Origin of the sequence: Pseudomonas sp. UBA6315 (assembly GCF_002438125.1) — a bacterium.
Lineage (GTDB): Bacteria > Pseudomonadota > Gammaproteobacteria > Pseudomonadales > Pseudomonadaceae > Aquipseudomonas > Aquipseudomonas faucium.
Genome location: NZ_DJTF01000026.1, coordinates 14191 through 40036, shown reverse-complemented (window position 1 = coordinate 40036; position 25846 = coordinate 14191). Strand labels below are relative to the sequence as shown.

At 63.8% G+C, this 25846-nt stretch carries 22 protein-coding genes; 21 read left to right on the top strand and 1 reads right to left on the bottom strand.

Annotated features, from left to right (window positions below; genetic code table 11):
- Positions 1-2 precede the first annotated feature (2 nt).
- Together argE and argA are read left to right on the top strand one after the other, a co-directional pair.
- The gene (gene argE, locus B3E94_RS02550) at positions 3-1145 is read left to right on the top strand and encodes an acetylornithine deacetylase (RefSeq protein ID WP_286912199.1); all 1143 of its coding nucleotides are present in this window, start codon (positions 3-5) and stop codon (positions 1143-1145) included.
- A gap of 125 nt (positions 1146-1270) precedes the next feature.
- Complete coding sequence (gene argA, locus B3E94_RS02545; RefSeq protein ID WP_176511643.1) at positions 1271-2569, top strand: amino-acid N-acetyltransferase; 1299 nt, start codon at positions 1271-1273, stop codon at positions 2567-2569.
- Positions 2570-2691: 122 nt separating this feature from the next.
- On the opposite strand, the gene B3E94_RS02540 is transcribed toward argA, so the two are convergent.
- Positions 2692-4068 carry a glutamine synthetase family protein gene (locus B3E94_RS02540; RefSeq protein WP_054894988.1) on the bottom strand — a complete coding sequence of 459 codons (1377 nt, stop codon included), beginning with the start codon at positions 4066-4068 and terminating at the stop codon, positions 2692-2694.
- A 574-nt stretch (positions 4069-4642) separates the two neighbouring features.
- On the opposite strand from B3E94_RS02540, the gene B3E94_RS02535 reads away from it, so the two are divergent.
- From B3E94_RS02535 to B3E94_RS02445, 19 genes are all read left to right on the top strand, one after another.
- On the top strand, positions 4643-6001 hold the full coding sequence (locus B3E94_RS02535) for a glutamine synthetase family protein (protein WP_176511644.1): 1359 nt from the start codon (positions 4643-4645) through the stop codon (positions 5999-6001).
- 49 nt (positions 6002-6050) lie between these two features.
- Positions 6051-7412, top strand: coding sequence for an aspartate aminotransferase family protein (locus tag B3E94_RS02530; RefSeq protein WP_176511645.1), 1362 nt, complete (start codon positions 6051-6053; stop codon positions 7410-7412).
- Positions 7413-7581: 169 nt separating this feature from the next.
- A complete protein-coding gene (locus B3E94_RS02525) occupies positions 7582-8679 on the top strand; it encodes a polyamine ABC transporter substrate-binding protein (RefSeq protein WP_236235983.1) in 1098 nt (365 codons plus the stop codon).
- A gap of 160 nt (positions 8680-8839) precedes the next feature.
- The gene (locus B3E94_RS02520) at positions 8840-9934 is read left to right on the top strand and encodes a polyamine ABC transporter substrate-binding protein (protein ID WP_176511647.1); all 1095 of its coding nucleotides are present in this window, start codon (positions 8840-8842) and stop codon (positions 9932-9934) included.
- A gap of 60 nt (positions 9935-9994) precedes the next feature.
- The gene (gene potA / locus B3E94_RS02515) at positions 9995-11137 is read left to right on the top strand and encodes a polyamine ABC transporter ATP-binding protein (RefSeq protein WP_176511648.1); all 1143 of its coding nucleotides are present in this window, start codon (positions 9995-9997) and stop codon (positions 11135-11137) included.
- Positions 11134-12054, top strand: a complete 921-nt coding sequence (locus B3E94_RS02510; RefSeq protein WP_176511649.1) for an ABC transporter permease subunit — start codon at positions 11134-11136, stop codon at positions 12052-12054. The genes potA and B3E94_RS02510 overlap by 4 nt, the downstream gene beginning before the upstream one ends.
- On the top strand, positions 12051-12944 hold the full coding sequence (locus B3E94_RS02505) for an ABC transporter permease subunit (RefSeq protein WP_176511650.1): 894 nt from the start codon (positions 12051-12053) through the stop codon (positions 12942-12944). The genes B3E94_RS02510 and B3E94_RS02505 overlap by 4 nt, the downstream gene beginning before the upstream one ends.
- A 180-nt stretch (positions 12945-13124) precedes the next feature.
- The gene (locus B3E94_RS02500; protein ID WP_176511651.1) at positions 13125-14213 is read left to right on the top strand and encodes an efflux RND transporter periplasmic adaptor subunit; all 1089 of its coding nucleotides are present in this window, start codon (positions 13125-13127) and stop codon (positions 14211-14213) included.
- On the top strand, positions 14210-15277 hold the full coding sequence (locus tag B3E94_RS02495) for an efflux RND transporter periplasmic adaptor subunit (RefSeq protein WP_176511652.1): 1068 nt from the start codon (positions 14210-14212) through the stop codon (positions 15275-15277). Before B3E94_RS02500 ends, B3E94_RS02495 begins: the two co-directional genes overlap by 4 nt.
- Positions 15274-18327, top strand: coding sequence for an efflux RND transporter permease subunit (locus B3E94_RS02490; RefSeq protein WP_286912195.1), 3054 nt, complete (start codon positions 15274-15276; stop codon positions 18325-18327). Before B3E94_RS02495 ends, B3E94_RS02490 begins: the two co-directional genes overlap by 4 nt.
- 252 nt (positions 18328-18579) lie before the next feature.
- Entirely contained in the window at positions 18580-18762 is a 183-nt protein-coding gene (oscA, locus tag B3E94_RS02485) for a sulfur starvation response protein OscA (protein WP_003248957.1), read from the top strand.
- A 48-nt stretch (positions 18763-18810) separates the two neighbouring features.
- A complete protein-coding gene (locus B3E94_RS02480) occupies positions 18811-19818 on the top strand; it encodes a sulfate ABC transporter substrate-binding protein (protein WP_176517810.1) in 1008 nt (335 codons plus the stop codon).
- A gap of 185 nt (positions 19819-20003) precedes the next feature.
- Entirely contained in the window at positions 20004-20822 is an 819-nt protein-coding gene (cysT, locus tag B3E94_RS02475) for a sulfate ABC transporter permease subunit CysT (protein WP_286912194.1), read from the top strand.
- 13 nt (positions 20823-20835) lie between these two features.
- Positions 20836-21708 carry a sulfate ABC transporter permease subunit CysW gene (gene cysW / locus B3E94_RS02470; RefSeq protein WP_176517808.1) on the top strand — a complete coding sequence of 291 codons (873 nt, stop codon included), beginning with the start codon at positions 20836-20838 and terminating at the stop codon, positions 21706-21708.
- A gap of 3 nt (positions 21709-21711) precedes the next feature.
- Entirely contained in the window at positions 21712-22701 is a 990-nt protein-coding gene (locus B3E94_RS02465; protein WP_176517807.1) for a sulfate/molybdate ABC transporter ATP-binding protein, read from the top strand.
- A 383-nt stretch (positions 22702-23084) separates the two neighbouring features.
- Positions 23085-23873, top strand: a complete 789-nt coding sequence (locus B3E94_RS02460) for an energy transducer TonB (protein ID WP_176517806.1) — start codon at positions 23085-23087, stop codon at positions 23871-23873.
- A gap of 30 nt (positions 23874-23903) precedes the next feature.
- On the top strand, positions 23904-24623 hold the full coding sequence (locus tag B3E94_RS02455) for a MotA/TolQ/ExbB proton channel family protein (protein WP_176517805.1): 720 nt from the start codon (positions 23904-23906) through the stop codon (positions 24621-24623).
- A gap of 1 nt (position 24624) precedes the next feature.
- Entirely contained in the window at positions 24625-25026 is a 402-nt protein-coding gene (locus tag B3E94_RS02450) for an ExbD/TolR family protein (RefSeq protein WP_176517804.1), read from the top strand.
- A gap of 186 nt (positions 25027-25212) precedes the next feature.
- The gene (locus tag B3E94_RS02445; protein ID WP_176517803.1) at positions 25213-25794 is read left to right on the top strand and encodes an alpha/beta hydrolase; all 582 of its coding nucleotides are present in this window, start codon (positions 25213-25215) and stop codon (positions 25792-25794) included.
- The last annotated feature ends 52 nt before the right edge of the window (positions 25795-25846 follow it).

The following is a 25846-nucleotide window of genomic DNA, read 5'->3' as shown; positions in this document are numbered from 1 at the left end:
GCATGCCGTTGCCCACGCTCAAAGACCAGTTTGCCGCGCTGATTGCCGCGCCCTCGGTCAGTTGCACCCAGCCTGCGCTGGACCAGTCGAACCGCCAGGTCATCGACCTGCTGGCGGGCTGGCTGGGCGACCTGGGTTTTCGCTGCGATATCCAGCAGGTCAGCCCGGGCAAGTTCAACCTGCTGGCCAGCCGCGGCACCGGCCCAGGCGGCCTGGTGCTGGCCGGGCATAGCGACACGGTGCCCTTCGATGAGCAGCTGTGGGCCAGCGACCCGCTCCAGCTGAGCGAGGTCGACGGCCGTTGGGTGGGCCTTGGCAGCTGCGACATGAAGGGCTTCTTCGCCTTGATCATCGAGGCGGTGATCCCCTTGCTCGAACATGACTTCAAGCAGCCGCTGCTGATCCTCGCCACCTGTGACGAAGAAAGCTCGATGTCCGGCGCCCGCGCCCTGGCCGAGGCCGGGCAGCCGCTCGGCCGGGCCGCGGTGATCGGCGAGCCCACGGGCCTGAAGCCGATCCGCATGCACAAGGGCATTCTGATGGAGCGCATCGACATCCTCGGGCGCAGCGGCCATTCGTCGGACCCAAGCCTGGGCCACAGCGCCCTGGAGGCCATGCATGCGGTGATGGGCGAGCTGATGGGCCTGCGCCGGCAATGGCAGGACACTTACCGCAACCCGCAATTCAGCGTGCCCACGCCGACCATGAACTTCGGCTGCATCCATGGCGGTGACAACCCCAACCGCATCTGTGGCCAATGCGCCCTGGAGTTCGACCTGCGCCCGTTGCCTGGCATGGATGTGGAGCAGCTGCGCGCGGCCATTGGCGCAAAACTGCGGCCGCTGGCCGAGCGCTTTGAGGTCCGCATCGACTATGCGCCGCTGTTTCCGGCCGTGCCGCCGTTCGAACAGGCGGCCGATGCCGAGCTGGTGCAGGTGGCCGAGCGCCTCACCGGGCACCGCGCCGAAGCGGTGGCGTTCGGCACCGAGGCGCCTTATCTTCAGCAGCTGGGCTGCCAGACCATCGTGCTCGGCCCTGGCGACATCGCCTGCGCCCACCAGCCCGGCGAATACCTGGAAATGTCACGAATCGAGCCTACCGTGCGTCTATTGCGTGACCTGATCCGGCACTATTGCCTCCAGTAAACGTCCACCCTGCTGATTCGTTCTTGCCTAGAGGAGACCGCGCGTGACCGCAAGCCTGTTCCGACGATGATCCTGAACGCCGTGTCATCCAACGTTCTCCGTCCACTTTATCCACAGGCCCTGTCATGCCCGATTACGTCAACTGGCTGCGTCATGCCTCCCCGTACATCAATGCCCATCGCGACTGCACCTTCGTGGTCATGCTCCCCGGCGATGGGGTGGAACACCCGAATTTCGGCAACATCGTCCACGACCTGGTGCTGCTGCACAGCCTGGGCGTGCGCCTGGTGCTGGTGCACGGTTCGCGCCCGCAGATCGAAAGCCGCCTGGCGGCCCGCGGCCTGACCCCGCATTACCACCGCGGCATGCGCATCACCGATGCGGCCACCCTGGACTGCGTGATCGATGCGGTCGGCGCCCTGCGCCTGGCCATCGAGGCGCGCCTGTCGATGGACATCGCCGCATCGCCGATGCAGGGTTCGCGCCTGCGCGTGGCCTGCGGCAACCTGGTGACCGCGCGCCCGATCGGCGTGCTCGAAGGGGTGGACTACCACCACACCGGTGAAGTGCGCCGCATCGACCGCAAGGGCATCAGCCGCCTGCTCGACGAGCGCTCCATCGTGCTGCTGTCGCCATTGGGCTACTCGCCCACCGGTGAAATCTTCAACCTGGCCTGCGAAGACGTGGCCACCCGTGCCGCCATCGAGCTGGGTGCCGACAAGCTGCTGCTGTTCGGCGCCGAACCTGGCCTGCTCGACGAGCACGGCAAGCTGGTGCGCGAGCTGCGCCCACAGCAGATCGCGCCGCACCTGGCGCGCCTGGGCAGCGATTACCAGGCCGAGCTGCTGGATGCGGCCGCCGAGGCGTGCAAGGGCGGTGTGGCGCGCAGCCATATCGTCAGTTATGCCGAGGACGGTGCCCTGCTGACCGAGCTGTTCACCCGTGGCGGTGGCGGTACGCTGGTGTCGCAGGAGCAGTTCGAAGTGGTGCGCGAGGCGACCATCGAGGATGTTGGTGGCTTGCTGGAGCTGATCAGCCCGCTGGAAGAGCAGGGCATCCTGGTGCGCCGCTCGCGTGAGGTGCTGGAGCGGGAGATCGAGCAGTTCAGCGTGGTCGAGCGCGAAGGGATGATCATCGCCTGTGCGGCGTTGTACCCGATTGCCGATTCGCAGGCCGGGGAGTTGGCGTGCCTGGCGGTGAGCCCGGAGTATCGCCATGGCCGGCGTGGCGATGAGCTGCTCGAGCGCATCGAGGAGCGCGCGCGGGCGTTGGGCTTGAATACCTTGTTCGTGCTTACCACGCGCACCGCGCACTGGTTCCGTGAGCGGGGCTTTACCCCCAGTGGCGTGGAGCGGCTGCCGGCGGCGCGGGCTTCGCTTTACAACTACCAGCGCAATTCGAAGATCTTCGAGAAGCCGTTGTAAACGCAGTGCCTGGGCCGGCCCTTTCGCGGGGCAAGCCCGCTCCCACAGTACCCGCAGTAGCTGTGGCAGCGGGCGATGCAGAGCCCAATGAAAAACGCCGCCCTGATGGGCGGCGTTTTCGTTTACACGGTGTGCAGGTACCAGTTGTACTCGAGGTCGGAGATCGAATGCTCGAACTCCTCCAGCTCGCTCTCCTTGCACGCGACGAAGATGTCGATGTACTTCGGATCGATGTACTTGTTGAGGATCTCGCTGTCGTCCAGCTCGCGCAGGGCATCGCGCAGGTTGTTCGGCAGGCTCTGCTCGAGCTGCTCGTACGAGTTGCCTTCGATCGGCTCGCCCGGCTCGATCTTGTTGGTCAGGCCATGGTGCACGCCAGCCAGCACGGCAGCCATCATCAGGTACGGGTTGGCGTCGGCACCTGCCACGCGGTGCTCGATGCGCACGGCATCAGGCGAACCGGTCGGCACGCGCAGGGCCACGGTGCGGTTGTCCAGGCCCCAGCTCGGCGCGTTCGGTACGTAGAACTGCGCGCCGAAACGGCGGTACGAGTTGACGTTCGGGCAGAGGAACGCCATGGACGCGGGCAGGGTCTCGAGCACACCGCCGACAGCGTGACGTAGCGCGGCGTTCTGCTCGGGATCCTCGCTGGTGAAGATGTTGTTGCCATCTTTGTCCAGCACGGAAATGTGTACGTGCAGGCCGTTGCCTGCCTGGCCCGGGTAGGGCTTGGCCATGAAGGTGGTGTCCATTTCATGGTCGTAGGCGATGTTCTTGATCAACCGCTTGAGCAGTACCGCGTAGTCACAGGCCTTGAGCGGGTCGGGAACGTGGTGCAGGTTGACTTCGAACTGCGCCGGGGCGCTTTCCTTGACGATGGCGTCGGCCGGGATGCCTTGCTCCTTGGCACCTTCGAGGATGTCCTGGAGGCAGTCGGCGTATTCGTCGAGGTCGTCGATCAGGTAGACCTGGGTCGACTGCGGGCGCTTGCCCGAGATTGGCGAGCGTGGTGGCTGCGGGCGGCCATTCACGTTCTCCTGGTCGATCAGGTAGAACTCCAGCTCGAATGCCGCGCAAATGGTCAGGCCCATGTCGGTGAACTTGCTCACCACCTGGCGCAACACTTCGCGTGGGTCGGCGAAGAACGGCTCGCCTTCGATTTCGTGCATGGTCATCAGCAGCTGCGCGGTCGGGCGCTTCTGCCAAGGTTCGTTGGAGAGGGTGCCAGGGATCGGGTAGCAGATGCGGTCGGCATCGCCGATGTCCAGGCCGAGCCCGGTGCTTTCGACGGTGGAACCGTTGATGTCCAGGGCGAAGAGGGAGGCCGGCAGGTTGATGCCTTTCTCGTAAACCTTGTGGAGGCTGGTGCGCTCTATGCGCTTGCCGCGCACCACACCATTCATATCTGCAATCAGAAGGTCAACGTAGAGAACCTCAGGATGTTCCTTAAGGAACGCGTTCGCTTCGTTAAGCTGAACGGCACGCGGGGGTACCGACATGATGCAACACCTTTGTTGTTAAAAATATCAATCAAGGGGGGCTTGCAGGACCAGTCAATCGAAAAGCCCTACTGATGTCAAGCCAACCCCATGATGCCCTGAAATGGCACATCGACGGCAGATTTGCTGCATATCGGGGCGTGCCATTATCCGCTATTTACGCCGCCCAGGGCTATCTCCGAGGTGCCGTGTTTTATTTTTTACGGAGGTGTTGTGTAAAAAAATGAACAAGGCTAAGCTCGGGTCCAACCCAGAACACAATAATACGAGGGTCACATGGTCCGCTTGTCGCGACCTGAAAGCGCTGCCTGTGCAGTGCGCTCGGGTATACCTGCCGTTCCTGCAAGCATCAATCGCGCTGTGGCCGCCCTGGCCGCAATAATTGACGCTGTGCGCGCCCGGACCTGGCCTCAAAGCGTCATTTCGCTGCGCTTCTTGTCTTCCTGCCTTTCGAACTCATTACGGACTCGCTGGTTTCCAGTGTATCCACTGTGCTCCTGCGTGGGTGTTTTTGCTTTAGCAATCCACTCCATCCAGAATCAACGCGCGGACCACATTACCTCCTGAGGTATCTATGAGTAACAACCTCGACCAGCTCACCGATTGGTTGAAAGAGCACAAGATCACCGAAGTCGAATGCCTGATCAGCGACCTGACCGGCATTACTCGCGGCAAGATCTCGCCAACCAACAAATTCATCGCCGAAAAAGGCATGCGCCTGCCCGAGAGCGTGCTGCTGCAGACCGTGACCGGCGATTACGTCGACGACGATATCTATTACGAACTGCTCGACCCGGCCGACATCGACATGATCTGCCGCCCCGACGAAGATGCCGTGTTCCTCGTGCCCTGGGCCATCGAGCCGACCGCGCAGGTCATCCACGACACCTACGACAAGAAGGGCAACCCGGTCGAGCTGTCGCCGCGCAACGTCCTCAAGAAAGTGCTCAAGCTCTACGCCGACAAAGGCTGGCAGCCGATCGTCGCGCCGGAGATGGAGTTCTACCTGACCAAGCGCAGCGAAGACCCGGACTTCCCCCTGCAGCCGCCGGTTGGCCGTTCGGGCCGCCCGGAAACCGGCCGCCAGTCGTTCTCGATCGAGGCCGCCAACGAATTCGACCCGCTGTTCGAGGACGTCTACGACTGGTGCGAACTGCAGCAGCTGGACCTCGACACGCTGATCCACGAAGACGGCACGGCGCAGATGGAGATCAACTTCCGTCACGGCAACGCCCTGCACCTGGCCGACCAGATCCTGGTGTTCAAGCGCACCATGCGCGAGGCGGCGCTCAAGCACAACGTGGCCGCCACCTTCATGGCCAAGCCGATGACCGGCGAGCCGGGCAGTGCCATGCACCTGCACCAGAGCGTGGTCGACGCCACCACCGGCAAGAACATCTTCAGCAATGAAGACGGCAGCATGAGCGAGCTGTTCCTGCACCACATCGGTGGCCTGCAGAAGTTCATCCCCGAAGCGCTGCCGCTGTTCGCCCCCAACGTCAACTCGTTCCGCCGCTTCCTGCCGGATACCTCGGCACCGGTGAACGTCGAATGGGGCGAAGAAAACCGCACCGTCGGCCTGCGCGTACCGGATGCCGGCCCGCAGAACCGCCGCGTCGAGAACCGCCTGCCGGGCGCCGACGCCAACCCTTACCTGGCCATCGCCGCCAGCCTGCTGTGCGGCTACATCGGCATGGTCGAGGGCATCGCGGCCAGTGCCCCGGTCGTAGGCCGTGGCTACGAGCGGCGCAACCTGCGCCTGCCGCTGACCATCGAGGACGCCCTGGAACGCATGGAAGTCAGCCGCGCGCTGACCCAGTACCTGGGCAAGAAATTCATCACCGGCTACGTGGCGACCAAGCGCGCCGAGCACGAGAACTTCAAGCGCGTCATCAGCTCCTGGGAGCGAGAGTTCCTGCTGTTTGCTGTGTGATCAACCCCTGAGGCCGCCCACCGGCGGCCTGTGGACCCTGGAGAAGCACATGAGCGTCAAAAACCCGCAAACCCGTGAATGGCAAAACCTGAGCGGCGAGCACCACCTTGCACCTTTCTCTGACTACAAGCAGCTGAAGGAGAAGGGGCCGCGCATTATCACCAAGGCGCAAGGCGTGCATTTGTGGGACAGCGAAGGGCACAAGATCCTCGATGGCATGGCCGGCCTGTGGTGCGTGGCGGTCGGCTACGGCCGTGAAGAGCTGGTGCAGGCTGCCGAGAAGCAGATGCGCGAGCTGCCGTACTACAACCTGTTCTTCCAGACCGCCCACCCGCCGGCGCTGGAGCTGGCCAAGGCAATCACCGACGTCGCGCCCGAAGGCATGACCCACGTGTTCTTCACCGGCTCCGGCTCCGAAGGCAACGACACCGTGCTGCGCATGGTTCGCCACTACTGGGCGCTCAAGGGCAAGCCGCACAAGCAGACCATCATCGGCCGCATCAACGGCTACCACGGCTCCACCGTGGCCGGCGCGAGCCTGGGCGGCATGAGCGGCATGCACGAACAAGGCGGCCTGCCGATTCCGGGCATCGTGCACATCGCGCAGCCGTACTGGTTCGGCGAAGGCGGCGACATGAGCCCGGATGAATTCGGCGTATGGGCTGCCGAGCAGCTGGAGAAGAAGATCCTGGAAGTCGGCGAGGACAACGTCGCCGCCTTCATCGCCGAGCCGATCCAGGGCGCCGGCGGGGTCATCATCCCGCCGGACAGCTACTGGCCGAAGGTCAAGGAGATCCTCGCCAAGTACGACATCCTGTTCGTCGCCGACGAAGTGATCTGCGGTTTCGGCCGTACCGGCGAGTGGTTCGGCTCCGACTACTACGACCTCAAGCCCGACCTGATGACCATCGCCAAGGGCCTTACCTCCGGTTACATCCCCATGGGCGGTGTGATCGTGCGTGACACCGTGGCCAAGGTGCTCAGCGAAGGCGGTGACTTCAACCACGGCTTCACCTACTCCGGCCACCCGGTGGCGGCCGCGGTGGGCCTGGAAAACCTGCGCATCCTGCGCGACGAGAAGATCGTCGAGAAGGCGCGCACGGATGTGGCACCGTACTTGCAAAAACGTCTGCGGGAACTGCAGGACCACCCATTGGTGGGCGAGGTTCGCGGCCTGGGCCTGCTCGGCGCGATCGAGCTGGTCAAGGACAAGGCCACCCGCAGCCGCTACGAAGGCAAAGGCGTGGGCATGGTGTGCCGCAACTTCTGCTTCGAAAACGGCCTGATCATGCGTGCCGTAGGCGACACCATGATCATTGCACCACCCCTGGTAATCAGCCACGCAGAGGTCGACGAGCTGGTGGAAAAGGCGCGCAAGTGCCTGGACTTGACCCTCGAAGCGATCCAGTGAGCCTTTGCTAGGCTAGCGTTGTGACATTAGTTGGTTACAAGGGGCTGCTTTCCTTGAAACAGCGCCTTGTAACTTGCCAGACTAGCGACTGTTTCAGTCGCCCAACGCGTGTACTGCGGGACCTGGCAGCTGAACGGATGGCTAATCAAAAAAATCTGGAGCATGACGCATGAATAAAATGGGCAAGACGTTGCTGGCCGCCGCCCTGATGGGTGCCATGGCGACCGCGGTTCAGGCTGAAGACAAGGTATTGAACGTCTACAACTGGTCGGACTACATCGCTCCGGACACCATCGCCAAGTTCGAAAAGCAGACCGGCATCAAGGTCAAGTACGACGTCTTCGACAGCAATGAAACCCTGGAAGCCAAGCTGCTGGCGGGCAAGTCGGGTTATGACATCGTCGTGCCGTCCAACAACTTCCTGGCCAAGCAGATCAAGGCTGGCGTGTACGAGGAGCTCGACCGCTCCAAGCTGCCGAACTGGAAGAACCTCGACCCAGACCTGCTCAAGGCCGTTGGCGATGCCAGCGACAAGGACAACAAGCACGCCTTCCCGTACATGTGGGGCTCGATCGGCATCGGCTACAACCCGGAGAAGGTCAAGGCCGCGCTGGGCGTGGACAAGATCGACTCGTGGGATGCCGTGTTCAAGCCTGAGAACATCGCCAAGCTCAAGAGCTGCGGCGTGAGCTTCCTGGATGCACCGACCGAAATGCTGCCGGCCGCGCTGCACTACCTGGGCAAGCCGACCACCAGCACCAGCAAGGAAGACCTGAAGGCGGCCGAGGACCTGTTCCTGAGCATCCGTCCTTCGATCACCTACTTCCACTCGTCCAAGTACATCGGCGACCTGGCCAACGGCAACATCTGCGTGGCCGTCGGTTACTCGGGTGACGTCGAGCAGGCCAAGGCCCGCGCCCACGAGGCCGGCGACAAGGTCAAGGTGGACTACATCATTCCGAAAGAAGGCGCCGGTACCTTCTACGACATGGTCGCCATCCCCAAAGATGCCGAACACAAGGACGCGGCCTACAAGTTCATGGACTTCCTGATGCAGCCGGAAGTCATGGCCGAAATCACCAACGCCGTGCGCTTCCCGAACGGCAACGAGGCCGCTACCCCGTTGGTCGACAAGGCCATCACCAGCGACCCGAGCATCTACCCGCCGGCTGACGTGAAGAAACAGCTGTACGCGATCGCAGCCCCCGAAGCTGCCGCCCAGCGTGCCATCACCCGCAGCTGGACCAAGATCAAGTCGGGCAAGTAAGCCCGATGCAACACCTCCAGGCCGGGGTTTTCCGGCCTGGAGCCAGTGAATGGCAATTGATGATTGCGGCATCGAAGCTGCGAAGGTAAGTTGCGCGCCGGTTTTGCCTGCGCAGCAGCACTGCGCCGTTACCAAGGCACTGATTGTGAGGACCACCCACTTGTCTATTTCTGTATTGCGCAAGGCCTTGATGGCCGGTGCGGGCCTGACGCTGGCATGCAGCGTCCAAGCGGCGCCTACGGTGCATTTCTACAACTGGTCGGACTACATCGGCCCGAACACACTCGCGGACTTCGAAAAAGCCACCGGCATCAAGCCTGTGCAAGACGTTTTCGACTCCAACGAAACCCTGGAAGGCAAACTGCTGGCCGGCAACACCGGCTATGACGTGGTGGTGCCGTCCAACCATTTCCTCGGCAAGCAGATCAAGGCGGGCGCCTTCCAGAAGCTCGACAAGAACCTGCTGCCCAATTATTCCAACCTCGACCCGTCGCTGATGAAGCGCCTGGAAAAGAACGACCCCGGCAACCAGTACGCCGTGCCTTACCTGTGGGGCACCAACGGCATCGGTTACAACGTCGACAAGGTCAAGGCCGCGCTGGGCGTGGACACCATCGACTCCTGGGCCGTGCTGTTCGAGCCCGAGAACATGAAGAAGCTCTCCAAGTGCGGTGTGGCCTTCCTCGACTCGGCTGACGAAATGCTCCCGGCGGTGCTCAACTACATGGGCCTGAACCCCAACAGCACCGACCCCAAGGACTATGAAAAGGCCGAGAAGAAGCTGCTGGCGGTACGCCCGTATGTGACCTACTTCCACTCGTCCAAGTACATCACCGACCTGGCCAACGGCGACATCTGCGTCGCGGCAGGTTTCTCCGGCGATGTGTTCCAGGCCAAGGCCCGCGCCGAAGAGGCGAAGAAGGGTGTGAACCTGGCCTACGCGATTCCCAAGGAAGGCGGCAACCTCTGGTTCGATGTGCTGGCGATCCCCAAGGATGCCAAGAACGTCAAAGAGGCCCACGCCTTCATCAACTATTTGCTGAAACCTGAGGTTATCGCCCAGGTCAGTGATTACGTCGGTTACGCCAACCCGAACCCCAAGGCTGGCGACCTGATGGACCAGGCCGTGAGGACTGACGCCGCGGTATACCCACCGCAGGAAGTGCTGGACAAGATGTTCGTCAACAGTGAGTTGCCACCCAAGGTGCAACGTTTGATGACCCGTAGCTGGACCAAGGTCAAGTCGGGCAAGTAACAATCCAGGCCCGCCACTGACGCAGCGGCGGGCAACAAAATCTTGTTGGGAGTTTCACTCATGGCAGTTGCCTCCGGTGCCTATAAGAAAGCCCTCGAGGGTGGCCAGCAACCCAAGCAGGTGCTGGTCAAGATCGACCGGGTCACAAAAAAATTCGACGAAACGGTAGCCGTGGACGATGTGTCCCTGGAAATCCGCAAAGGCGAGATCTTCGCCCTGCTGGGTGGCTCCGGTTCTGGCAAATCGACCTTGCTGCGTATGCTCGCTGGCTTCGAGCGCCCGACTGAAGGGCGGATTTTCCTCGATGGCGTCGACATCACCGACATGCCGCCCTACGAGCGGCCGATCAACATGATGTTCCAGTCCTACGCACTGTTCCCGCACATGACCGTGGCGCAGAACATCGCCTTCGGCCTGCAGCAGGACCGCATGGCCAAGTCCGAGATCGACGCCCGCGTGGCCGAGATGCTCAAGCTGGTGCACATGACCCAGTACGCCAAGCGCAAGCCGCACCAGCTCTCCGGTGGCCAGCGCCAGCGTGTGGCCCTGGCCCGTTCGCTGGCCAAGCGCCCGAAACTGCTGCTGCTCGACGAGCCGATGGGTGCCCTGGACAAGAAGCTGCGTTCGCAGATGCAGCTGGAACTGGTGGAAATCATCGAGCGCGTGGGCGTGACCTGCGTGATGGTGACCCACGACCAGGAAGAGGCCATGACCATGGCCCAGCGCATCGCCATCATGCACCTGGGCTGGATCGCCCAGATCGGCTCGCCAGTGGACATCTACGAGACCCCCACCAGCCGCCTGGTGTGCGAGTTCATCGGCAACGTCAACCTGTTCGAGGGTGAAGTGGTCGACGACGCCGAAGGCCACGCGATCATTGCCAGCCCGGAACTGGAGCGCAAGATCTACGTCGGCCACGGCATCACCACCTCGGTGGAAGACAAGCACATCACCTACGCCCTGCGCCCGGAAAAGCTGCTGGTCACCACCACGCAGCCGGACTTCGAGCACAACTGGTCGCGCGGCAAGGTCCACGACATCGCCTACCTGGGCGGCCACTCGGTGTTCTACGTCGAGCTGCCGAGCGGCAAGGTGGTGCAGTCGTTCGTCGCCAACGCCGAGCGCCAGGGCACCCGGCCGACCTGGGGCGATGAAGTGTACGTGTGGTGGGAAGACGACAGCGGCGTGGTACTGCGGTCATGAAACTTCGCAAGCTCAAGCGAGCCTTCCAGCGCCTTACCCCGGAGGGGCGGCATGTGGTGATCGGCGTGCCGTTCATCTGGCTGTTCCTGTTTTTCATGCTGCCGTTCTTCATCGTCCTGAAGATCAGCTTCGCCGAAGCCGACGTGGCGATCCCGCCTTACACCGAGATCTACACCTACGTCGAAAGCAAGGTCCAGCTGGTGCTGAACCTGGCCAACTACGGGCTGCTGACCGAGGATGAGCTGTACATCTCGGCCTACCTCGGCTCGTTGAAGATGGCGTTCTTCAGCACCATCCTCTGCCTGCTGATCGGCTACCCGATGGCCTACGCCATCGCCAACGCCAAGAAGGAAACCCAGACGGTCCTGCTGCTGCTGATCATGATGCCGACCTGGACCGCGATCCTGATCCGCGTCTACGCCTGGATGGGGATCCTCAGCAACAACGGCCTGCTCAACGCCTTTTTGATGTGGATCGGCCTGATCGACCAGCCGCTGCAGATCCTCAACACCAACCTGGCGGTGTACATCGGCGTGGTCTATTCGTACCTGCCGTTCATGATCCTGCCGCTGTTCGCCAACCTGGTGAAGCACGACCCGAGCCTGCTCGAAGCTGCATCGGACCTGGGTTCGAGCACCTTCAACAGCTTCTGGAAGATCACCGTGCCGCTGTCGAAGAACGGCATCATCGCTGGCTGCATGCTGGTGTTCATCCCGGTGGTGGGCGAGTTCGTGATTCCTGAACTGCTCGGCGGCCCGGAAACCCTGATGATCGGCAAGGTGCTCTGGCAAGAGTTCTTCAACAACCGTGACTGGCCGGTGGCATCCGCCCTGGCAGTGGTGATGCTGGCGATCCTGATCGTGCCGATCCTGCTGTTCAACCGCAGCCAGGCCAAAGAAATGGAGGGCAGAGCATGAAGCGCTTCGGTTTCTCCAAGCTGATGCTGGTGCTCGGCTTGCTGTTCATCTACCTGCCGATGCTGATCCTGGTGATCTACTCGTTCAACGCCTCGAAGCTGGTGACGGTGTGGGGCGGCTGGTCGGTGAAGTGGTACGTCGGCCTGCTCGACAACACCCAGCTGATGGGTTCGGTGATGCGCTCGCTGGAAATCGCCTGCTACACGGCGGTGGCGGCAGTGGCGCTGGGTACCCTGGCGGCCTTCGTGCTGACCCGGGTCACCCGCTTCAAGGGCCGCACGCTGTTCGGTGGCCTGGTCACCGCGCCGCTGGTAATGCCCGAGGTGATCACCGGCCTGTCGCTGTTGCTGCTGTTCGTGGCCATGGCGCAGATGATCGGCTGGCCGCAGGAGCGTGGCATCGTCACCATCTGGATCGCCCACACCACGTTCTGCGCCGCCTATGTGGCGGTGGTGGTGTCGGCGCGCCTGCGCGAGCTGGACTTGTCGATCGAGGAAGCGGCGATGGACCTGGGTGCCAAGCCGTGGAAGGTGTTCTTCCTGATCACCATCCCGATGATCGCGCCGTCGCTGGCGGCGGGCGGCATGATGTCGTTCGCCCTGTCGCTGGATGACCTGGTTCTGGCCAGCTTCGTGTCCGGGCCGGGTTCGACCACCCTGCCGATGGAAGTGTTCTCTGCGGTGCGCCTTGGCGTGAAGCCGGAGATCAACGCGGTGGCCAGCCTGATCCTGCTGTCGGTGTCGCTGGTGACCTTCTTCGTCTGGTACTTCAGCCGCCGGGCCGAGGAACGTCGTCGCAAGGCGATCCAGCAAGCCATTGAGGAAGGCGCTGCGGCCAACGTGTCGTCGCCGCAGGTCAAGCGCCCGATGCCTGCTGCGGCATCGGTCTGATCGATCACAAAGGGCCGCATTGCGGCCCTTTGTGTATCTGCAGCGTTCCGGTCGTTCGTGAAATCGAGCGCCACATCCCCTCCAACACCCAACTGATCCCCATCAGTGCCGTTTATCGAACCCTGAACTACGCTGACAGTCGCATCTCACAAATCATTTGTGCGCAAGCTAGGAGCCTGCATGAGGGTGACGCGTCCACTGTTACTGGCAGGCCTGGGCCTGCTGTACCTGCTAACAGGCTGTAGCAAGGAACAACCCCCGGAGCCCAAGCCTCGGGTCGGGGTGCTGCAGGTTCAACCCACCGATTTTGCAGCCAGGGTGACCCTCACCGGCGATGTCCAGGCGCGGGTACAGACCGACCTCTCCTTCCGCGTGGGCGGCAAGATCATTTCGCGCAGCGTCGATGTGGGCGATCACGTCAAGGCCAACCAGGTGCTGGCGCGGCTCGACCCCAAGGACCTGCAGAACAACGTCGACTCGGCCAAGGCCGAGGTGTTCGCCGCCCAGGCGCGGGTGACGCAGACCAGCGCGGCGTTCGTGCGCCAGCAAAAGCTGCTGCCCAAGGGCTACACCAGCCAGAGCGAATACGACTCCGCCGAGGCCGCGCTGCGCAGCAACCAGAGCGCGCTCAAGGCGGCCCAGGCGCAACTGGCCAACGCCAACGAGCAATTGAGCTACACCGCCCTGATGTCCGAAGCCGATGGCGTCATCACCGAGCGCCAGGCCGAGGTCGGCCAGGTGGTGCAGGCGACCATGCCGATCTTCAGCCTGGCCCGCGATGGCGACCGGGATGCGGTGTTCAACGTCTACGAGTCGCTGCTGGTGGCGCCACCCAGCGAAGCCGGGGTCATCGTCAGCCTGCTGGACGACCCCAAGGTCCAGGCCCAGGGGTTCGTGCGCGAAATCACCCCGACGGTTTCGGCGCAAAGTGGCACGGTGCAGGTCAAGGTGGGCCTGCGCAACGTGCCAGCGGGCATGCAGCTGGGCTCGCCGGTGACCGCCACGGCCAATACCCAGGGGCGGCCGAGCATCGAGCTGCCCTGGGCGGCCCTGACCAAGGCCGTGCACGAGCCGGCCGTGTGGGTGGTGGGCGAGGGCGACAAGGTCGAATTGCGCAAGGTCCAGGTCACCCGCTACCTCACCGGCAAGGTGGTCATCGCCCAAGGCATCAAGGGTGGTGAAACCGTGGTGGTCAGCGGCGGCCAGCTGCTTCATCCGGGCATGGAAGTTGAAAAGGTCGATGCCAAGGACGGGGGGGCTGCACCATGAAGCGGATGATGTGTGTACTCGCCACCGGCTTGCTGCTGACGGCCTGTGGCAAGCAAGAGGCGCCACCCGAGGCGGTGCGGCCGGTGCTTTCGACCCTGGTCGAGGCCCAGGCCCAGGCGCAGTTGGGGCGCTTCGCCGGGACCATCCAGGCGCGCTTCGAAAGCACCCTGGGCTTTCGCGTATCGGGGCGCATCGCCCGGCGCTGGCTCGACGTGGGCGCCTCGGTCAAGCCCGGCGACATCCTCGCCACCCTCGACCCCACCGACCAACAGAACCAGTTGCGCGCGGCCGAAGGCGACCTGGCCAAGATCCAGGCGCAGTGGATCAACGCCCAGGCCAATGCCCGCCGGCAACAGCAGCTGTATGACCGCGGCGTCGGCGCCCAGGCCCAGCTGGACATCGCCCAGACCGACCTGAAAACCACTGGCGCCAGCCTGGAGCAGGCCCGCTCGGCAGTCAGCCAGGCCCGCGACCAGCTCGACTACAGCACCTTGCGCAGCGACCATGCGGCAGTCATCACCGCCTGGCAGGCCGAAGCCGGGCAGACCGTCACGGCCGGCCAGGCGGTGGTCACCCTGGCCCGGCCAGACGTCAAGGAAGCGGTGATCGACCTGCCGATCGGCATTGCCGAAGCCTTGACCAAGAACCTCACCTTCACCGTCGCCTCGCAGCTCGACAGCAGCATCAACACCACCGCCACCCTGCGTGAGCTGGAGCCCCAGGCCGACGCCGCCACCCGCACCCGGCGCGCCCGCCTGACCCTGGCCAACACCCCTGACGCCTTCCACCTGGGCACCGCCATCAGCGTCACCCTGACCTCGGCGATTTCCCCGCGCAGCGAGCTGCCGCTGAGCGCGCTGCTCGAGCACGACGGCAAGACCCAGGTGTGGGTGATTGACCCGCAGCAGAAAACGGTCGCCACCCGTGACGTGGCCCTGATCGAGCGCACGGCCGACAGCATCGTGCTGGCGTCCGGCGTCCAACCCGGCGAGCGTGTGGTCACCGCTGGCGTCAACAGCCTCAAGCCTGGCCAGAAGGTCACATTCGACGAGGATGCACAATGAAAGGAAGCTTCAACCTCTCCGAATGGGCGCTGCGCCATCAGTCGTTCGTCTGGTACCTGATGTTCGTCGGCCTGCTGATGGGCATTTTTTCCTACTTCAACCTGGGGCGCGAGGAAGACCCCTCGTTCACCATCAAGACCATGGTCATCCAGACCCGCTGGCCGGGCGCGACCCAGGACGAAACCCTGTACCAGGTCACCGACCGCATCGAGAAAAAGCTCGAGGAGCTCGATTCGCTCGACTACACCAAGAGCTACACCCGCCCCGGCGAATCGACGGTCTACGTCTACCTGCGCGACACCACCAAGGCCGCCGACATCCCGGAAATCTGGTACCAGGTGCGCAAGAAGATCCAGGACATCCGCGGCCAGTTCCCGCAAGGCATCCAGGGCCCGGCGTTCAACGACGAGTTTGGCGACGTGTATGGCTCGATCTACGCCTTCACCGCCGACGGCATGACCCTGCGGCAACTGCGCGACTACGTGGAGCAGGCCCGCGCCGAAGTGCGCGAGGTGCCCAACATCGGCAAGATCGAGCTGGTCGGCACCCAGGACGAAGTGCTCTACCTGAAGTTCTCCACGCGCAAACTGGCGGCCCTGGGCATCGACCAGCGCCAGGTCATGCAGGCCCTGCAACAGCAGAACGCGGTGACCCCGGCCGGGGTGATCGAGGCCGGCCCCGAGCGCATCTCGGTGCGCACCACCGGGCAGTTCGCCTCGGAAAAAGACCTGCAGACGGTCAACCTGCGCATCAACGACCGCTTCTTCCGCTTGAGCGATATCGCCGATATCGAGCGCGGCTACGTCGACCCGCCTTCGCCGATGTTCCGCTACAACGGCCAGACCGCCATTGGCCTGGCCATCGGCATGAAGGCCGGCGGCAACATCCAGGTGTTCGGCGCGGCGCTGAAGAAGAAGATGGACAGCGTGGTCAACGACCTGCCGGTGGGCATTGGCGTGCACACCGTCTCTGACCAGGCGGTGGTGGTCAAGGAGGCGGTTGGCGGCTTCACCAGCGCCCTGTTCGAGGCGGTGGTCATCGTGCTGGCGGTGAGCTTCGTCAGCCTCGGCGTGCGCGCCGGGCTGGTGGTGGCCTGCTCGATCCCGCTGGTGCTGGCCATGGTCTTCGTGTTCATGGAGTACAGCGGCATCACCATGCAGCGGATTTCCCTGGGGGCGCTGATCATCGCCCTGGGCCTGTTGGTGGACGATGCGATGATCACCGTGGAGGTGATGGTCACACGCCTGGAAATGGGCGAGAGCAAGGAGCAGGCGGCAACCTTCGCCTACACCTCCACGGCCTTCCCCATGCTTACCGGCACCCTGGTGACGGTGGCCGGCTTCGTGCCGATCGGCCTCAACGCCAGCTCGGCCGGTGAGTACACCTACACCCTGTTCGCGGTGATCGCCGTGGCGCTGATCGTGTCGTGGGTGGTTGCGGTGTTCTTCGCCCCGGTGCTGGGCGTGCATATCCTCAAGGCCGACAAGCTCAAGGCCCATGAGGCCGAGCCGGGCCGGGTAGGGCGGGCGTTCGAGGGCGGGCTGCTGTGGTGCATGCGCAACCGCTGGCTGACCATCATCGGCACTATCGTGCTGTTCGTGCTCTCGCTGGTGTGCATGCGCTTCGTGCAGAACCAGTTCTTCCCGTCTTCGGACCGCCCGGAAATCCTCGTCGACCTCAACCTGCCGCAGAACGCCTCGATCGAGGAAACGCGCAAGGTGGTCGACCGCCTCGAGGCGCGCATCAAGGACGACCCGGACCTGGTGCGCTGGAGCACCTACATCGGCCAGGGCGCGATCCGCTTCTACCTGCCCCTGGACCAGCAGCTGCAGAACCCCTACTACGCCCAGCTGGTGATCGTCAGCAAGGGCTTCGAGGAACGCGCGGGCATGATGGCGCGCCTGCAGAAGCTGCTGCACGAAGAGTTCGTCGGCATCGGCACCAACGTCCAGTCGCTGGAAATGGGCCCGCCGGTAGGGCGGCCGATCCAGTACCGGGTCAGTGGCAAGGACATCGACCAGGTGCGCAAGCACGCCATCGACCTGGCCACGCTGCTCAACAGCGACGAGCACATCGGCGAGATGATCTACGACTGGAACGAGCCAGGCAAAGTGCTGCGCATCGAGATCGCCCAGGACAAGGCGCGCCAGCTGGGCCTGTCGTCCGAGGACGTGGCCAACGTGATGAACAGCATCGTCAGCGGCGCGCCGGTGACCGAGGTCAACGACAACATCTACCTGATCGATGTGGTCGCCCGGGCCGTGGACAGCGAGCGGGGCTCGCCCGATACCCTGCAGAACCTGCAGATCGTCACCCCGAGCGGCACCTCGATACCGCTGCTGGCCTTCGCCACCGTGCGCTACGAGCTCGAGCAGCCATTGGTGTGGCGCCGCGATCGCAAGCCGACCATCACCATCAAGGCGTCGGTCAATGGCGACATCCAGCCCACCGACCTGGTGGCGCTGCTGAAACCGAAGATCGATGACTTCGCCAGCAAGCTGCCGGTCGGCTACGAGGTGCAGACCGGCGGTACCGTGGAGGAGAGCGCCAAGGCCCAGGGCCCGATCCGCAAGGTCATCCCGCTGATGCTGTTCCTCATGGCGACCTTCCTGATGATCCAGCTGCACAGCACGCAGAAGCTGTTCCTGGTGGTCAGCGTGGCGCCGCTGGGGTTGATCGGCGTGGTGCTGGCGCTGGTGCCGACGGGCACGCCGATGGGCTTCGTGGCGATCCTCGGGATTCTGGCCCTGGCGGGCATCATCATCCGCAACTCGGTGATCCTGGTGACCCAGATCGACGAGTTCGAGGCCCAGGGCTATTCGCCCTGGGACGCGGTGGTCGAAGCCACCAACCACCGCCGTCGGCCGATCCTGCTGACGGCGGCGGCGGCGAGCCTGGGCATGATCCCGATTGCCCGCGAGGTGTTCTGGGGGCCGATGGCCTACGCCATGATCGGCGGCATCATCAGTGCAACGCTGCTGACGCTGTTGTTCCTGCCGGCGCTGTATGTGGCCTGGTACAAGATTCGCGAGCCGAACAAGGCCGATTGACAGGTGGCTGACAGGGCCCCATCGCCGGCAAGCCGGCTCCCGCAGGTACAGCACAAGCATCAAGATCAGTGTTCTATCTGTGGGAGCCGGCTTGCCGGCGATGGGGCCTTTTCGGCTAAACAAAAAAAGTTATATAAACATTCTTAAACAGTATTTTTAAGAATATCCGCGCCTCACTACTATTGCCCTCAAGCCAGGCGCAAACCCCCTTCAAACCTCTGCCCGGCACCCTTGTTCAACAGGAGAACGAGCATGAGCGCATCGCTGCGAAGCATCGACGGTCAGGACGAAGCCACCATTCTGCGTGAAATCCAGAGCGCCCTGCGCGACCTGCGTTTCGGTGCGGTGGAAATCACCGTGCACAACGCCCAGGTCGTGCAGATCGAGCGCAAGGAGAAGTTCCGCCTGCAGCAGCCCGGCAACAAGCCCGGCTGATACCGCCCCACCTTCACAACTAGAAAAATGCCAATCGGGAGCTTCACCATGTCCATCCGCCGTTATGCGCTCGCCGCCCTGGCCAGTGCCGTTTTTGCCGGTTCCGCAATCGCCAAGGACTACGAACTGCTGAACGTGTCCTACGACCCGACCCGTGAGCTGTACCAGCAGTACAACGCTGAATTCATCAAGCACTGGCAACAGGCTCACCCGGACGACAAGGTGAAGATCCAGCAGTCCCACGGTGGCTCGGGCAAGCAGGGCCGTGCGGTGATCGACGGCCTGCGCGCCGACGTGGTGACCCTGGCCCTGGCCGGCGACATCGACGAAATCGCCAAGCTCGGCAAGACCCTGCCCGAGGACTGGCAGAAGCGTCTGCCGGACGCCAGCACCCCGTACACCTCGACCATCGTGTTCCTGGTGCGCAAGGGCAACCCGAAAGGCATCAAGGACTGGGGCGACCTGATCAAGAAAGACGTCTCGGTCATCACCCCCAACCCGAAAACCTCCGGCGGCGCCCGCTGGAACTTCCTCGCCGCCTGGGCCTATGGCCTGAAGGCCGGTGGCAGCGAAGACAAGGCCAAGGCCTACGTGCAGGAGCTGTTCAAGCACGTACCGGTGCTGGACACCGGCGCCCGTGGCTCGACCATCACCTTCGTCAACAACGGCCAGGGCGATGTGCTGCTGGCGTGGGAAAACGAAGCCTTCCTGGCGCTGAAGGAAGACGGCGGCAGCGACAAGTTCGAAATCGTCGTGCCTTCGCTGTCGATCCTCGCCGAGCCGCCGGTGGCCGTGGTCGACAAGAACGCCGAGAAAAAGGGCAACGAGCAGATCGCCGAGGCGTACCTGAAGTACCTTTACAGCCCGGCCGGCCAGAAGATTGCCGCCGAGAACTTCTACCGCCCACGTGACGAGAAAGTCGCTGCCGAATTCGGCAAGCAATTCCCGAAACTGGACCTGGTCACCATCGACAAGGACTTCGGTGGCTGGAAGACTGCACAGCCCAAGTTCTTCAATGACGGCGGTGTGTTCGACCAGATTTATCAGGCACAGTAACCGGCCATGGAAAAGCGGGGCCGCGTGGCGGCCCATCGCCGGCAGGCCGGCTCCCACAAGGTTCACCGCTGACCTTCTGTGGGAGCCGGCTTGCCGGCGATGGGCTGCACGGCAGCCCCGGGATTCAGTAGCTAGCACCGGCCCGGGATTCGTCCCGGGCTTCGTGCGTTCAACCAGGGATATTTATGTCACGTCGCATTTCCCCCGTCATACCCGGCTTCGGGCTGACGCTGGGCTACACCTTGGTGTACCTCAGCCTGATCGTGCTGATACCGCTGGCGGCCATGTTCATTCATGCCTCGCAGCTCACCTGGGAGCAGTTCTGGAACATCATCAGTGCGCCGCGGGTACTCGCCGCGCTCAAGCTGAGTTTCGGCACCGCCCTGTTCGCCGCCATCATCAACGGTGTGATCGGCACCCTGATGGCCTGGGTGCTGGTGCGCTACACCTTCCCCGGGCGCAAGGTCATCGACGCCATGATCGACCTGCCGTTCGCCCTGCCCACGGCGGTTGCGGGCATCGCCCTGACGGCCCTGTACGCACCGGCAGGCTGGGTGGGCCAGTTCGCCACCGACCTGGGCTTCAAGATTGCCTACACACCGCTGGGCATCACCCTGGCGCTGACCTTCGTCACCTTGCCGTTCGTGGTGCGCACGGTGCAGCCGGTGCTTGCCGACATCCCCCGTGAAGTCGAGGAGGCGGCGGCCTGCCTGGGCGCCAAGCCGCTGCAGGTGTTCCGCCACGTACTGGCGCCGGCCCTGCTGCCGGCTTGGCTCACCGGCTTTGCGCTGGCCTTCGCCCGCGGCGTCGGCGAGTATGGCTCGGTGATCTTCATCGCCGGCAACATGCCGATGAAGACCGAGATCCTGCCGCTGCTGATCATGGTCAAGCTGGACCAGTACGACTACACCGGCGCCACCGCCATCGGCGTGCTGATGCTGGTGGTTTCCTTCATCCTGCTGCTGCTGATCAACCTGCTGCAGCGCCGCATCGAAACCCCTTGAAGGAGGCCCGGCTATGTCCAGTTCATCCCTGAGCGCCAGTGCCGCCGCCAATGCCGCGCGGCGTGGCAGTTCCACTTCGCGGCGCATCCTGATCGGCCTTGGCTGGCTGGTGTTCGCGCTGTTCTTGCTGCTGCCGCTGGTGATCGTGGTGTCGCAGGCGCTGAAGAACGGCTTCGGCACCTTCTTCGAGGCGATCTTCGAGCCCGACGCCTTGTCGGCCCTGCGCCTGACCCTGCTGGCGGTGGCGATTTCGGTGCCACTGAACCTGGTGTTCGGCGTCAGCGCCGCCTGGTGCGTGAGCAAGTACACCTTCCGCGGCAAGAGCGTGCTGGTCACCCTCATCGACTTGCCGTTCTCGGTGTCGCCGGTGATCGCCGGCCTGGTCTATGTGCTGATGTTCGGCGCCCAGGGCCTGTTCGGGCCCTGGTTGCAGGACCATGACATCCAGATCGTGTTCGCCTTGCCCGGCATCGTGCTGGCGACCATCTTCGTCACCGTGCCCTTCGTTGCCCGCGAGCTGATCCCGCTGATGCAGGAGCAAGGCACGCAAGAGGAGGAGGCCGCGCGCCTGCTGGGCGCCAACGGCTGGCAGATGTTCTGGCACGTGACCTTGCCCAACATCAAGTGGGGCCTGATCTACGGCGTGGTGCTGTGCACCGCGCGGGCCATGGGCGAGTTCGGCGCGGTGTCGGTGGTGTCCGGCCACATTCGCGGCGTGACCAACACCTTGCCGCTGCACGTGGAGATCCTCTACAACGAGTACAACCATGTCGCGGCCTTCAGCGTGGCCAGCCTGCTGCTGATCCTGGCGCTCTTCATCCTGCTGCTCAAGCAGTGGAGCGAGAACCGTATTAACCGCCTGCGCCATAGCGCCGCGGAGGAATGATTCATGTCGATCGAAGTTCGTAACGTCAGCAAGCGCTTCAACAGCTTCCAGGCCCTGGACAACATCAACCTGGATATCCACAGCGGCGAGCTGGTGGCCCTGCTCGGCCCCTCCGGCTGCGGCAAGACCACGCTGCTGCGCATCATCGCCGGCCTGGAAACCCCGGACGACGGCAGCATCGTGTTCCATGGCGAGGACGTGTCCGGCCATGACGTGCGCGATCGCAACGTCGGTTTCGTGTTCCAGCACTACGCGCTGTTCCGCCACATGAGCGTGTTCGACAACGTCGCCTTCGGCCTGCGCATGAAGCCCAAGGGCGAGCGCCCGAGCGAGAGCAAGATTGCCGAAAAGGTGCATGAGCTGCTGAACATGGTGCAGCTGGACTGGCTGTCCGACCGCTACCCCGAGCAGCTTTCCGGTGGCCAGCGCCAGCGTATCGCCCTGGCCCGCGCCCTGGCGGTGGAGCCCAAGGTGCTGCTGCTCGACGAGCCGTTCGGCGCCCTCGATGCCAAGGTGCGCAAGGAGCTGCGCCGCTGGCTGGCGCGCCTGCACGAGGACATCAACCTGACCTCGGTGTTCGTTACCCACGACCAGGAAGAGGCCATGGAAGTGGCAGACCGCATCGTGGTGATGAACAAGGGCGTGATCGAGCAGATCGGCTCGCCCGGCGAGGTGTACGAGAAGCCGGCCAACGACTTCGTCTACCACTTCCTCGGCGACTCCAACCGCCTGGCGTTGAGCGAAGGGCAGCACGTGCTGTTCCGCCCGCACGAGGTGTCGCTGTCGCGTCATGAAACCGAGGGCCACCATGCTGCCGAGGTGCGTGATATTCGCCCGCTCGGGGCTACCACGCGGGTGACCTTGAAGGTGGAAGGGCAGAGCGAGCTGATCGAGGCCGAGGTGGTCAAGGACCACGACAGCCTGACCGGGCTGGCGCGTGGCGAGACGCTGTTCTTCCGGCCGAAGGTGTGGCAGAAGGTGGCGGATATCTGAGCCAGCTGTGAATGAAGAACCCGGGCATGGTCCCGGGTTTTTTATTGCCTGGGCGTTTGTTGGGGCTGCCTTGCAGCCCATCGCCGGCAAGCCGGCTCCCACAGCTGCAGCGCCGGTCCCTGTGGGAGCCGGCTTGCCGGCGATCGAGGGCAGAGCCCTCGCAGCAATCCCATGCCTTGCACGAATATTTCAAATGCCTCGAATGCATGCTGTTCTGGCCATTCGCTCCAACCCCACGAACGGCGCGGCTTTGCAACATCTGGCAAAATTCTATATGCGCAAATGATCTAGCTTTAATTTTAAACATTACTTTAAGAGATAAGCCCCTGGCCCCGATGATTCAGCCACACACCTGAATCAAGAACCCCCAGGAGTTTGATCAAATGGGTAATGTCCAAACGGCCGTGAGGGCCTACGACCAGCCATGGCGCCCGGCCCCGGGTGACCTGGTCGAGCTCGGACGGACGCTACGCCAGCCATTGGGCCAGCTGCGCCTGCAACGCACCCCGGTCAGTGGCCTCAAGCGCCGCGACAAGCTGGCGCTGGCCTTGCTGGTGCTGGCCCTGCATGGCGCCGCCGCCTACTGGGTCAGCCAGGCGCCGACGCCCGCGCTGCCGGTGGTGCCGCCGCAGGTTCCACCGATGACCATCGAGTTCGCCGCCCCAGCGCCGCCGGTGGTCGAGCCGCCGCCACCTGCCCCGGCTCCGCCGGTGGTAGAGCCGCCACCGCCGGTGGTCGACGAGCTGGCCGCCAAGCCCAAACCCAAGCCAAAACCGCTGCCCAAGCCTGTGGCCAAGCAGCCACCCAAACCACAGCCCAAGCCGGTCGAAGCGCCGCCCCCGGCACCGGTCGCGGCCCCGGCACCGCCCGCGCCACCGGCGCCTGCGCCGGTCACGCCAGCTTCGGCCAACGCCGCCTACCTGAAGAACCCGGCGCCGGAATACCCGCAGATGGCCCAGCGCCGTGGCTGGGAAGGCACCGTGCTGCTGCGCGTGGAGGTGTTGCCCAGCGGCAAGCCGGGGCAGATCCAGATCCAGAAAAGCAGCGGCCGCGACGCCCTCGACGCCGCCGCCCTGGCCGCGGTCAAGCGCTGGAGCTTCGTGCCCGCCAAGCAGGGCGACGTGGCCCAGGCCGGCTGGGTCAGCGTGCCGATCGATTTCAAGCTTCGCTAACTTTTTCGCAGAACACAGGAAGACATCATCATGAGCCTGCTGGCATCCCCCCTCGAATCCGTTGAAAGCGCAGTCATCTGGCTGCTGGTCGGTTTTTCCGTCGTCACCTGGGGCCTGGCCCTGGTCAAGGTCGTGCAGTTCGTGCGGCTCAAGCGCCAGGACAAACGCTTCCACCAGCAGTTCTGGGCGGCGTCGAGCCTGGACTCGGCTGCCGAAATCAGCCACGAGTCACCGGGCCCGGCCGCCCGCGTGGCGCAGTCCGGTTATGCCGCAATTGCCGTCGGCGATACCCAGGCCAGCGACCTGAGCCAGGCCATCAACCACCAGGACCGTCTCGAACGCGCCCTGCGCCAGCAGATCGTGCGCGAGCGCCGTTCGCTGGAAACCGGCCTGGCCGTGGTCGCCAGTATCGGCAGCACCTCGCCCTTCATCGGCCTGTTCGGCACGGTGTGGGGCATCATGGAGGCGCTCAAGGGCATCAGCGCGGCCGGCTCGGCCAGCCTGGAAACCGTGGCCGGGCCGATCGGCGCGGCGCTGGTGGCGACCGGTGTCGGTATCGCCGTCGCGGTGCCTGCGGTGCTGGTCTACAACTACTTCCTGCGCCGCCTCAAGCTGACCGCCGCCGACCTCGATGACTTCGCCCACGACTTCTACAGCCTGGCCCAGAAGAGTGCCTTCCGCGTGCTGGTGCACCCGGCGGTGCACAAGGCCCAGGCCGGCTTCACCCAGCCTGTGAAGGAGGCGTCCTGACATGGCCTTTTCGACCCAGGACAGCGACGAAGTCCTCAGTGAGATCAACGTGACACCGCTGGTCGACGTGATGCTGGTGCTGCTGGTGGTGTTCATCGTCACCGCGCCGCTGCTGACCAACGCCATCCCCATCAACCTGCCCAAGACCGAGGCCGTGGCCCCGGTGGAGCAGAAGGACCCGCTGGTGGTGAGCATCGACGGCGACGGCAAGCTGTTCATCAACAAGGACGAGATCCAGCCCCAGTCGCTGGAAGCCAACCTCAAGGCGGCCAAGGACAAGGACGCGCAAGTGCGCGTGCAGCTCCAGGCCGACGACGGCGTGAATTACGGCGAAGTGGCGCGCGCCATGGCGGCCATCGAACGTGCCGGCATCAGCAAGCTGGCGGTGATCACCGCGCGCTGACCGGGCAACCCTCTTCAGGCAAGTGCTTAGGGCCATATCTCTTGGCAGGGGATGGCCCTTTTTTTATTGATGCGGGTCAGTACTTTTGATGTTTTGGTTATTAATAAATAGCTTCTTATTCCTTTACTGATATAACTGCCGCCCTATACTGGACCGCAAGCACGCAAACTTACTGGAGGCGTCCCCATGCGCAATGAGTCGATTCGTTACCTGATTGTGCCGGGCTGGCAAGGATCGCCAGACAATCATTGGCAAAGCCACTGGCAGCGCAGCCTGCCCAACAGCGCCCGGGTCGAGCAGCACGACTGGCTGACCCCGCAGCGCCACGACTGGGTGCAGGCACTGGAGCAGGCCATCGCCGCCGAACCTTCGCCGGTGATCCTCATCGCCCACAGCCTGGGCTGCATCACCGTTGCCCATTGGGCGGCGCAGGCCAGCCCGGCATTGCTGCGCCGCGTTCGCGGTGCGTTGCTGGTGGCGCCGGCGGACGTCGAGCGCCCGACCTGCGCACCGGCCTTGCGCAACTTTGCGCCGATCCCGCAGCAGGCCTTGCCGTTCCCAAGCCAGGTGGTCAGTTCGGACAACGACCCCGCCGTCAGCGTGCCGCGCGCGCTGTACCTGGCCCAGGCCTGGGGCGCGGAAGCCGGGCTGCTGAGCAATGCCGGGCACATCAACGTCAAGTCCGGGCATGAGCGCTGGGAGCAGGGCTTCGCCTACCTGTATCGCCTGCAGAGCCGGGTCGAACAGCGTGCGCTGCGTCGCGCCTGATCCACCCCTACCGATCACCTTTGCCTGACGCCCGGCCACCTACAGCCCGGGG